Here is a 12,953-nt window from a genome sequence, read left to right on the forward strand (position 1 = left end):
GATTTAACTTTTCTATGGGTTTTGGATTACGATATTTACAAAAAATTAATGTAAATTTAGCGCCTATTACAACGTTTACCGAAAACAAATCGCTATGGCACAAAAAATACCTTTTTCTGTTTCGTATTTCACCAAAATCCTCCTTGTGGTGGGCTTGTGGATTGGTGTTACTTTACCTACTCAAGCGCAAGTTGCCGCCTATACCGTGCAACAGTTGGCAGCGCCAACTTCAGGTACGGCCGGATACTTTACTTCGGGAGCAACATTTAATACCAACAATAATGGTGTAGCCCATTATGGTGTTGGCTTAAATGTGGACGATGCCATTGTGCCCATTAATTTTGGTACTTTAACCAATGGAGCGGGGTTTCAGTTTAATTATAACGGAACGAATCATTCGTCGGTCAATGTTTCTTCCAACGGGCACGTATACTTTGGCACGGCAACAGGGACGCCAGCCTCTGAGTATTTTCCGATTTCATCTGCGGCTACCAATTACAGTGGTGGGGCTATTGCAATATATGGGCGCGATATGGACTTTATTGGGACCACTGCGGGTTTAAATTTGTTTTATGGGGTTTCAGGAACGGCACCCAATCGTATTTTTAAAGTGATGTGGGTTAACCGTCGCTCAAACGGAGCTAATTCATTTGTAAACGCACCAACTCCAGAAACTAATATGGTTTATCAACTCTGGTTGTATGAAACGACAGGGGTGATTGAAATGTATTACCAGCCCACTACATTCGGTTCTCAAGGATTAGCGTCACAAATGACAGGTCAAATTGGTTTACGTGGGGGTAGTACTGCTGATTTCAATATGTTGGTCTACCAAAGCCATACGGCGCCATGGCCGAGTACGAGTATGGCGCAAACAACAACAAATAATGCATTAAATGTCTTTACTTCGGGGAACAGTGCAACCTTGACTGCTACCATTCAAACGGCCTCTAACCGTTTGTTCCGTTGGACACCGGTTACCTGTCCGCAGCCCGGATCGCCTACCATTACCAATATCACCCACAACACTGCTACCTTAAACTGGGGGGCTGCCTCGCCTACTCCGTTCTTGGGGTATGAATATTACGTAGGCACTTCGATGACGCCTTCGGTTACGGGTTCGACGACTTCTTTAACCAGCGGTCCTTTAGTGTTGGCTTCGGGGCAAACCTATTATTTTGCTCTACGTTCGGTGTGTAGTGGTTCGGATAGCAGTGCTTGGACCACCTTGGGTTCGTTTCAAACCTATTGTGCGGTCAATGTTCCCTATTACATTGGTTTTGACGGAGCGGGGATTGCCTCTGGGGTGCCCGATAATGATTTAGTATCTATTCCAGGTATCGCCCCTTTCCATGGCGGGATGCCATTTTGTACACGCAATCAAAATGCGGGTTTAGGTAACCCATGGGTAACTTCCGATGAAGCGCGTTATACCAATATTTATATGGATTTCCAAGGGAACTTCTTGATGTATAATGGGTCCAATCCTGGAAATGCAAATCCAGCCAATACATGGTTCTTTACCAAAGGGGTCAACTTAACGGCAGGAACTTCCTATCGTTTGCAATATTTATACAGCGGAACCGATAATCCTCCCACAGCGTTGAACCGTATGCGCGTTTCGTATGGAACTTTGCCTTTTGCGGCCAATATGACGACACAAATCGATGACAAGCCTGATATTAAAGGAGGTCCTTCGATTTCGATTGTCAACTTCGTGCCCGCTACAAGTGGTGTATACTATTTTGGATTCAATTGTTATTCCAATCCCAATAATGGGCAATTGGCGGTGGATGATATTTCAGTAGATTTGTCGGTATGTTTACGTCCCACGAACGTTTCTGTTGCCAACATTACTGCCACAACCGCTTTATTGAGTTGGACAGCCCCAACACCCGCACCCTCCAACGGCTATGTATACTATGTGTCTACGTCACCCACAGCTCCGGCTTATGGTCAATCGCCAACGGGGGCTACAGGGCCGGGTGTAAACGTAACAACACTAACAGGACTTGCCGGAAGTACAACCTATTATGTTTGGGTACGCACCAATTGTGGTGGTGGTGATTTTGGGGAATGGGTAGCGTTGAACAATGCGGGTAATCCGTTCTTTACTACATTAACACCTCCACCAGCATATTGTATTCCTTCGGGAGCGACATTCCCTCAAGATCCAAATGGAATTACAAACGTAACTATTGGTTCTATTAATAATACGACGGGTATTGAGACCAATAATTATGGAAACTATTCAAGTTTAGTAACTGACGCGCCCCGAGGCGAAGTGATGAACTGTAGTATTACACTTTCCACGGGTTTTACTTACGATACCAATATTTGGGTGGACTGGAATAATGATGGTGATTTTGCCGATGCCGGTGAATTAGTATTCCAAGGGGTATCGACCAATGCGATACCGACTACGCTGAATGCCACATTTACCGTCCCTTTAGCACAACCATTAGGGCCAGTGCGTATGCGTATCGGTGGAATCGACTTTGGTCCTTTTACCGATCCTTGTCGTAACGGAAACTACCAAGCTTTTGAAGATTACACTTTGAATGTGGTAGTTGCTCCACCGCCATTAACAATAAATATCAACAGTACTACTCAATGTGCAGGGGATTGTTCACCATTGATTTCAATTACTACTGCTTTAGGGAATTTTAATACGTATACTTGGAGCCCTCCATTGGGAGTTACGGGTACGGCTGCTACAGGATATACTATTTGTAGCAATACCTCCATAACCTATACTTTAACAGGGGTTCAAACATTTCCTCCTTTCAGTACGCGCAGTGTGACATTCCGTTACAATGCGAATACGCGCCCTACACCGATTACCATCACTACGCCTTCTGGAACTAATGTGTGTTCGACAGGACCAGCACTGCCAATCAATACTTCGGGAGGATTGGTGTCAGGTTTCCCGATTTTGAATGAAGGGTTTAATGGCGCCACCAACCCATGGACAGTGGTTGGAACGGGTTCTGGTGCTCCTATTGCTAACTGGACGTTACGACCTAACAATTTTGCCGGTCCATTGGGAGCTATTGGTAGTAATGACAATACCCAATTTTATTTAGCCGATAGTGATGAAGCTGGTAATGGTACTGCGATTTCAACTACCCTAACCTCACCAGCCATTAATACCGTAGGATATACTACTTTAGGGTTAAGCTTTTGGCATTGTTACCGTTTCTTCTCGGGCGATTCAGGTCGTGTACAAGCTTCTATCGATGGGGTAACATGGACTGATTTAAGTGTCTACAGTTCAAATCAAGGAGGGTTGACGGCATTCAACAATGTTCTTATCAACTTGGATGCTTACATTAACCAGCCTACTTTGTACATACGTTTCCGTTATGACGCTAGTTGGGACTGGTTCTGGGCAATAGATAACGTTTTAGTATCGGGTACTGCAAACTCTTCGGTTACTTGGACGCCAGCTGCGGGATTGTTTACCGATGCTGCTGCAACAACACCATACGTAGCAGGAACGGGTGCCGCCACGGTGTATGCTTTACCAACTTCGAATACAACCTATACCGCTAGTGCGAGTACCTTGGCCCCTGTATGTTCGACGTCAACCAATGTGACTATCAATGTGACTACCGTAACTGCGGGTACGGCAGGACCCAATCAAACCATTTGTAATGGGGCTCCGGCTAATTTAACCTTGACGGGCCATGTCGGTACTATTACGGGTTGGCAGTATGCCAGCGATATCGCCTTTACGACTCCAGTAAATATTCCCGCCAGTGCGTCAGCCACGTTGACTTCGGCGCAAATGGGTGCCTTGTCCGCAACTCGTTACTACCGTGCTGTGGTAACTTCAGGAGTTTGTACGGGATATTCTTCGGTGGTCACAGTAACTTTTGATGCTACGACTTGGAATGGTTTGGCTTGGAGTAATGGTACGCCATCGCTAACAAAAGCTGCTGTTTTTACGGGGAATTTTACCTCAACGGCTAACTTTTCGGCCTGTTCGGTTACGGTACAAAGTGGTAACGTGGTGATTAACCCTGGACATATCTTAACGGTACAAAATGAGGTAAATGTTGTAGGGGGTAGTTTAACCTTTGAAAACACTTCAAGCTTATTCCAAAATACCAATGCTGTAAATTCAGGGAATATAACCTACAAACGTAACACGACACCGATGCGTAAATTTGACTATACGTATTGGTCTTCTCCTGTAGCGCCTCAAACCTTAGTTGGTTTGTCGCCATTGACTTTGTCGGATAAGTATTTTACCTTTAATCCTGTGATAGGTAATTGGGTCAACGTGGCAGGAAATTCGTTGATGGATGCCGGTAAAGGTTATATTATCCGTGCTCCCAATAACTTCGATGTGGTAACGCCTTCTATATTTAATGCGGCTTTCTTTGGGGTCCCTAACAACGGTCCGATTTCGGTGCCAATTGTACTAGGAGTTTCTGATGTAAACTTGATTGGAAATCCATATCCAAGTGCGGTTGATATTGATTTGTTTATGGATTTGAATGGAAATACAGGAACCAATGTGGTAGATAAGACTATTTATATCTGGACACACAATACCCCGATGACCAATAACAACTATACCAACAGTGACTATGCAGTGTACAATTACATGGGTGGGGTAGGTACAGCTGCGGCTCCAGGTTCGAATTCCAATGTACCCAATGGAAATATTGCCTCAGGTCAGAGTTTCTTTATTAAAGGATTATCTGTTGGAACGGCATTGTTTAATAACAGCATGCGTATAGCAGGGAACAACAATCAATTCTTCCGTTCAGCGGAGGAGAAGAGTCGTATTTGGTTGTCTATTTATGATGGGGCAGCGGGTTACAAGCAAACCTTAGTGGGATATGCGCCAGGAGCAACCGACGGTATTGATTCAGGGTATGATGGGGATTTATTTGCATCAGGTACGCCAGTAAGTATTTACTCCTTAGTAGGGTCTCATCCGTTAACGATACAAGGGCGTGCTTTGCCTTTTGAAATTTCAGATGTGATTCCTTTAGGGTATAAAGCTACCGCCACAGGGAATTTGACCATTGGCTTACATAATTTTGATGGATTGTTTGACGCCCAAGATATTTATTTAAAAGATAAGGTGTTGCAAGTTGTCCATGATTTGAAATCGAGTGATTATAGTTTTACCTCGGCACAAGGAGAGTTCAACGATCGCTTTGAACTGCTGTTTACCAACGGTGCTTTAAACACCCCTTCACTTGATTTTGATCAGTCGGTGTTGGTGTACGTTGATGGCGGAACCATTCGTGTGAAATCATCACTCAATGCCTTGAAGACTGTCGCTATCTTTGATATTCGTGGTGCTTTATTAGGAACTCAAAGCGCAACAGGTATGGAAGCAGCGTTTAGCAACTCTTTATTTGCACAACAAATACTTTTGGTGAAAGTAACCGATGAATTCGGCAATACTTTAACAAGAAAAATACAGTATCCTTAGAAAGTAATCTAGAAAATTAATAGCAAAAAAATCGACAAGAGTGTATTTTGTCGATTTTTTTGTGTTTATATCGGTTTTGTTAATGTGGTGTTAACGTCATATTATTTCTTTTCTTAATTTAACGCATTAATTAACCCAATTTTTTTAATTATGATGGATAACTACAGTTCTCCGGGATATCGAACGTGTTCGTTTCCCGACTCGTCTGTTTATTCAGAGCCAGTGACTCACAAGTCAGGTTCTAGTAAAAGACGATCCTCATGGATTATGAGTTTGGTTGCTATGGTACTTGTACTATGTAGCTTTACATCATGGTCTCAGGTAACTGGGTATTCTTTTGCTCAAACGAGCGGAACGTATACACCAATTACAGGAACTCAAATCATCGCAGCTAACACTGATGATGGTAGTTCTACAGCAACAAACATTGGTTTTAGTTTTACCTTCAATGGTACAGCTTTTACCCAATTTGTTGCAAATTCAAATGGTGGTATTCGATTAGGTACAGCTGCTCCAACGAGTCAGTATGCCCCTATTTCGACTACTGGAAACACCAACGCAATTGCATTGTTCGCAAGAGACGGTCAAGCAGTAGGTGGTGTTTTTACTCTGTTGAGTGGTTCAGCCCCTAACAGGGTAATGACTATTCAATACACTAATTTTGCTCCATCTTACTTGGCATTAGCTAATGTGATGAATGCACAAATTAAGTTGTATGAGACAACAAATGTTGTGCAGATTGTTTACGGAACTTCAACAACAACTTCTTCCTACACTGGACAAGTTGGTTTGAGAGGGTCTTCAACAGCTTCTGATTATTCAAATAGATTGTCTACAACATCGTGGTCGGCCTCTACAGCAGGAACTGCGAATTCATCTACAATGACATGGTCGGCTACAGTTCAGCCAACTTCAGGTCAGACATATACTTGGACACCACCATCATGTTCTGCTCCTGCATTAGGTGCAGTGTCCAATTTGACCAGTACTTCAGCTACACTTAATTGGTCGGCGGCTTCTCCAGTTCCCTCTGGTGGTTATCAGTATGAAGTACGAACCTCAGGTGCTGCTGGTTCGGGTGCAACAGGTTTGGTTACAAGTGGAACTACGTCTGGTTTAAGTTTTGGTGCAACTGGACTGACTCCAAGTACTGCATATACTTACCACCTTCGCTCTAATTGTGGGAGTGGAGTCTTTAGTTCTTGGAATTCATCTTCTTTTACAACGCCATGTAATCCAATCACAACTTTGCCTTGGAATGAAAGTTTTGAGTCAGTAACCACTGGGGCAACGGTAGTTGGTACATCAACGAGTTTACCTAATTGTTGGATAAGTCAGTCTACGCAATGGAGTTCAACAGCTGATATTACATACAACACGGCTCGTACAGGTACTAGATACATACGTTATGCATGGTCGACTACCAACGCTTTTATGTGGACACCACCTTTCCAATTAACGGCTGGAGTTTCATATGACTTCTCGTTCTTTGGTCAAGGAGATGGTTTTACAGGTTGGAATAATGATGTTTATGTTAATACAACTACATCTTCAACTGGCGCAACTCTATTAACTCCAACGTATACCCCAGCGGGTTCTGGAACTGCCTCTATTCAATCTTATATTAAAGTAACTAGATCATTTGTGCCTTCAACCACAGGCTTGTATTATTTTGCAATTCGAGGGAATCAGGCAAGTGGTGCTCCATGGTATATGGCCTTTGATGATTTTAGTTTGTCTTTAACCCCTACGTGTACAGAGCCTACGGCTTTGACAGCTAACGGTATTACCAATACGACGGCCAATTTAAACTGGACAGCAGCGACCATTACACCGGGGAATGGTTATGATTATTTTGTATCTACCACCAACACGGCTCCAACGGCCTTAACCACGCCTACAGGAAATGTAAGTGGTACTACAGTAGCTTTGTCGGGTTTAAATAGCAATACACAGTATTTCTATTGGGTACGGGCTAATTGTTCGGTTTCTGATCAATCGGCATGGACTTCAGGCGGTTCGTTTACGACACAGTTGGTAGTGCCTTCACCGTACAATGAGCCTTTTGCTGCAACGACAGCTCCAACGGGGTATAGCTTAACTAATTTCTTTATCGGAACACCTGCTGGTGGAAATCCAGGAAATGCTATTTACATCAATTTATGGTCATCAACTATTACAGGAGATTTTTCTACAGTAAACGTAGGTCCAGTGATAGCGGGTCAAGTGTTGACTTTTGATTACAGAAATATCGATTGGGGTGCAGGAGCCACCACATCAACGGGAACGGGTTCTGTATTAGTTCAAATTTCTACGAATTATGGTGTTAGTTATACAACACTTGAAACGATCAATATTGATTCTAATATCAATTGGAGACCCAAAACGTACAACTTATCAACTTATGTTGGTCAAAATGTAAAAATACGTTTTCAAGGCACTTGGGCAACAGGAGATTACTATTTTGCGGTTGATAACATCAAAATTGATACGCCATGTTCAGGTACACCATTAGTACCTAACGTAACTCCTTTAGTTCAACGCGTTTGTCCTAACTTGCCTGTATTACCATTTACTGCTAATGGTGCAGATACGGGTATTGGCGTTACGTATCAATGGGAACAATCTACCAACGGTGGTGCTTCTTGGGGCAATGTTGTAGGAGGTTCTGGTGCTACTACAGCAGTATATTCACCTCCTGTGTTTACGGGTTCTACTATTCAATACCGTTTGAAATCTACGTGTACAAACACGGCTCAAGATTCTTTCTCCAATACGGTTGAAATTAATAACAACGCCAACCCACTTCCTTTGAATGAGCCATTCACCAGCTTAAATACGTTGGGTGGTTGGACTGTTACCGGTGGTTTTGCTATTGGTGTTAATCGCGGTGCTACAGGTAACCCTGGCGCTAATGCATTTACAAACCTATCTACTTCAAATACAACCGCTACATTGTCAACGGCTAAGTTTGGCCCAGTACAAACGGGTATGGCTGTATCGTTTGATTTGAAAGTGTCTAATTTTGCTACTCCTTTCGGTCCTGCTGCTGCAGGTTGGGGTTCGATTGAAGTATTGGCGAGTACCGATTGTGGCGTAAGCTACACGGCTATCGGTACTATCAACGATACGCCAACAGCTTCATATCGTAATTATAAATTTAACTTAGGGGCTTATGCGGGTCAAAATGTAAATATCCGTTTGACTTGTAGTTGGTTAGCTGGAAGTTATGACGTATCTATTGACAATTTACGTATTGATTTTACAGCTCCTGTTATTAGCTCATTTACGCCTTCAGCAGTATGTTTTAATGAAGGTGGAACTGTAAACTTAACAGGGTATTCCTTTACGGGAACGACAGGTGTTACGTTTAATGGTGCGCCAGTAACTTCTTTCACTGTAAATTCTGATACTTCTATGAGTGTTGTAGTACCCTCTGGAGCTACTTCAGGAGTGTTTGCCGCTACCAATGCCTATGGAACAGGTTCAAGTGTTAATTCATTAACCATTACACCGAATCCAACGGTTAATCCTATTGTAGGTTCAACGAACGCTATTTGTTTGTCTTCTCCTGGATTGGCTTTAACCAACCTTACTGCACAAGGAGTTTGGGCTTCATCCAACCCAACAGTGGCTACGGTTAATCCTATTGACGGTAATGTTACAGCCCAAGCAGAAGGCGCTGCAACGATTACCTATACAGTAACTGTAAACGGTTGTTCAACTACAGCTTCTTACCCCATCAATGTATATGCTCCTGTAGCGATTACAACGCAACCTACTGGAGTGGCTATCTTAACGGGTACGAATACCTCTTTTAGTGTTGTAGCTACCGGTTCAGGTTTGACTTACCAATGGTATGAGTCTACCGATCTTGGTTTCAACTATACAGCTGTTGTTGACGGTGGTGAGTACTCTGGTGCTACCACTGCTACTTTAACGTTAACAGGTGTTCCAGATACATTAAACAATAATCGTTACTATTGTCAAGTAACAGGGACTGCTCCTTGTGCTTCTTTAGTTTCGAGTGTGGTTATCTTAAATGTAGGAGACACGGCTATCACTACACAACCTTCGAATGTTACGCTTTGTGAATCAGGCGAAGCTACATTTAGTGTTGTGGCTACAGGTACAGGATTGACGTATCAATGGTATCAAAATGATGGTATTGAAGAACTTCCTTTAGAAGATGGAGGTGACATCAGTGGAGCCACATCGGATACTTTAGTGATTCAAAATGCTGACAATACCCGTAATAACTACTCTTATTTTGTAGTGGTAAATGGAGGAAATATAGTGCCTTCTAATACCGTTACTTTATCTATTAACACTGGAGTTTCAATTACTACACAACCTACGAATGTAACGGTTTGTCGTACTACAGGAAATGCAGTATTTACTACTGTTGCCGCGGGTTCAGTATCTTCTGTACAATGGCAAGTTTCTGCCAATGGAACAACAGGATGGGCCAATGCAAGCGGTGGTACTTATGATTCGATTACTGGTACAACTACACTAACTGTTCCTGTAACAGCTTCTTCAACAGTAGGGACTTCATACTATCGCGTTTTAGTGAATGTTGCTGCTCCTTGTACGGGAGTAACTTCATCAGTTGTTGCTTTGACTATTCAACAGCCTACTGTTACGGTTTCGCCATCAAGTGCTACGTATTGTGTGCCAGGTTCAGCCGTATCGTTGACCGCTAATGGTGCTGTATCGTATGTGTGGTCTCCTGCTACTGGTTTATCTGATACTACTGGGGCAACTGTATTGGCTAGTCCTTCTACCACTACGGTCTATACTGTAGTAGGTACAGATGCTTTAGGTTGTACAAACTCAACAACAGTTACGGTAGCTGTTTCTAATACAGTTACTGCTTCAGCGAATGCTTCTGCATTAGGAGTTTGTCCTTCCGCAGCAGTTAATCTTACTGCCAATGGGGTATCTTCGTTTACACCAGCAAACATTGGAAGTTATGTGTTTGCCAATAACACGTCATCCTATTCCACTATTGTTGGACAAGCCGGTACTACTGCAGTGACATTGTCTAGCATGGATGACTCGATCTCAGCGGCTCAAACTATCCCATTCACATTTAATTTTGGAGGGACTGATTTTACATCATATAAAATCAATTCTAATGGTTGGGTAAGCTTAGGAAGTGCTTCAACCAATACAACCAACTATTCTGCATTGAACGGATCAGAGAATAACGTTATCTCTGTATTTAACCGTGACTTGAATGGAAATAACACTACTGCTACTTCGTATTACACCCAAGTAACCGGTACAGCGCCCAACCGTATTTTGAAAATCGAATGGGTGAATGTGCGTAGTTTCTCAGGTACAGTAAATCCTGCAACTGCTAATTTCCAATTGTGGTTGTATGAAGGCAGTAATATTGTAGAAATGCGTTATGGTGCTTTCACCACTTCTTCTGGAAGAACTGCTGGTGGATCCGTTCAAGTTGGTTTACGCGGGGCAAGTAATGCTTCTGTGAATGTACGTTCGTTAAGTAATGTAGGCGCTTGGTCAACACCAACCGTAGGAACTGCTGCTATTTCAACTTGTGCTGTAGGTACCTTTGCTACACCATTATTACCCGATAATGGGCGTATGTTCCGCTTCACACCAAGTAACTTACCAACGTACACTTACGCTTGGACTTCAAATCCTCCAGGATTTACGTCTTCTTCGCAAAACCCAACGGTTAACCCAACGGTTTCGACTACGTATAACGTTACGGTAACTTCGGGAACAGGATGTTCAAGTACTGCTTCAGTAACGGTAAATATTGTAGCTGATGCAAACATCACTACACAGCCTGTGGCTCCAGCTCCATTATGTCAAGGAGGCAACTTCTCGATGAGTGTAGTTGCTACGGGTCCTGGTTTAACCTATCAGTGGCGATTGAACGGAAATAACATTTCTGGTGCTACTGCAGCTACGTATTCAGTGACAGGTGCTTTACCCGCTCAATCGGGTTCCTATGACGTAGTAGTTACTCCTTCTTGTGGTAATGTGGCTATCAGTGACCCAGTTACAGTTACGGTTAACCCAACGCCAACGGTTACTGCACCAGCTACACAAACCTATTGTGTGAATGCTACAACGGCACCTATTGCCTTGTCAGGTACACCTCTAGGTGTTGTTTATGATATCACAGGTGGTGCTTCTATTGGTTTGGCTAACCAAACAGATGTCACCCAAATTCCATCTTTCACAGCAACAACTGCGGGTGTGGCTACCATTAGTATTACACCAAAAGCAAACGGTTGTACAGGAACGGCAGTAACATTTACTATCGTAGTAAATGCACTTCCTTCTGCTCCAGTAATGGGCGGTTCGACCGCTCCAATTTGTGAGAATTCAACTGTGAATTTGACGGCAACTTCTACGGCATTAGGCTATGCAATGAATCCAAACAGTAATGTTGCTTTTGTCGACATCAGTACAACAGGAACTGCGGTAACTGGAATCGCCGATGATTCAGAACATAATGTAACAATTCCTGCTTTCACTTATTATGGAACAACGTATACTACAGCTCGTATTGGAAACAATGGGGTGATGGTTTTAGGTTCAACAGCGGGTGATATTTACTGGGTGAATTCACCGCTACCACAAGGGGGAACTGCTTCTGCAGGTAGTGGTTTAGGAAATGCAGGCGCTGCCGCACTATGTGCTTGGTGGGATGATTTAACTCCTGGTACAGGAAGTATTCGTACGCAAACTATTGGTAATTTATTTATTGTACAGTGGACAGGCCAAGATAGTTTCAGTGCAACTGGAACGGGTACCATTACTTTCCAAATTCAATTGAATACAGTAACTGGTCAAATTCACTATGTATACAGTGATGTATTATTCTCAGGAACGGATACAGCAAATGACAGAGGTGCCTCTGCTACGATTGGTTTGAATTATAATGCTACTGAAGCCTTACAGTATTCTCATAATACGGCTAGTTTGAACAATGGACAGAGTATTACCTTTACTCCATTTGCATTAGCGTATTCATGGACTGGACCTAATGGATTTACTTCTACGGATCAGAACCCATCGATTACTTCGGCTACTACAGCGGCATCCGGAACGTATACAGTAACAGTAACTAACACTACAACCGGTTGTTCAATTTCTGGTAACCGTACGATTAGTGTCCTACCAAATGTTACGTATTATCAAGATGCCGACAATGATGGTTTCGGTAACATTGCTGTAACTAGCATTTCATGTGCCGGTGCTCCTGTCGGATTTGTTGCCAACAACACTGACTGTAATGATGCGAACGCTTCAATTCGTCCTGGAGCTATTGATGTATGTTACGATGGTTTGGATAACGATTGTAATGGCAATATTGATAACCTTGGTTTACCTGGAGGATGTACGCCTATTGTGAGTACGATTCCAACAGCAACCTGTGGAACTGAAGTGGCTTACGGAGGTATTGTTTACTCAAGTTTAGTATCGGGTGCTCAAGGGTACCGTTTCC

2 protein-coding genes are annotated in these 12,953 nt (G+C 43.0%); both read left to right on the plus strand.

The window, feature by feature from the left end:
* The first annotated feature begins 94 nt into the window (after window positions 1-94).
* Window positions 95-5,458, plus strand: coding sequence for a GEVED domain-containing protein (locus tag Q0037_RS09795; protein ID WP_297517656.1), 5,364 nt, complete (start codon window positions 95-97; stop codon window positions 5,456-5,458).
* A 267-nt stretch (window positions 5,459-5,725) separates the two neighbouring features.
* Window positions 5,726-12,953: fibronectin type III domain-containing protein (locus Q0037_RS09800; protein WP_297517657.1), on the plus strand; the 7,228-nt coding region annotated here is incomplete at its 3' end.

Origin of the sequence: Flavobacterium sp. (genome assembly GCF_027482425.1) — a bacterium.
Lineage (GTDB): Bacteria > Bacteroidota > Bacteroidia > Flavobacteriales > Flavobacteriaceae > Flavobacterium.

Excerpts from the sequence above, each read along its gene's own strand:
- Q0037_RS09795 (WP_297517656.1), top strand. The coding sequence starts at position 95 with ATGGCACAAAAAATACCTTTTTCTGTTTCGTATTTCACCAAAATCCTC.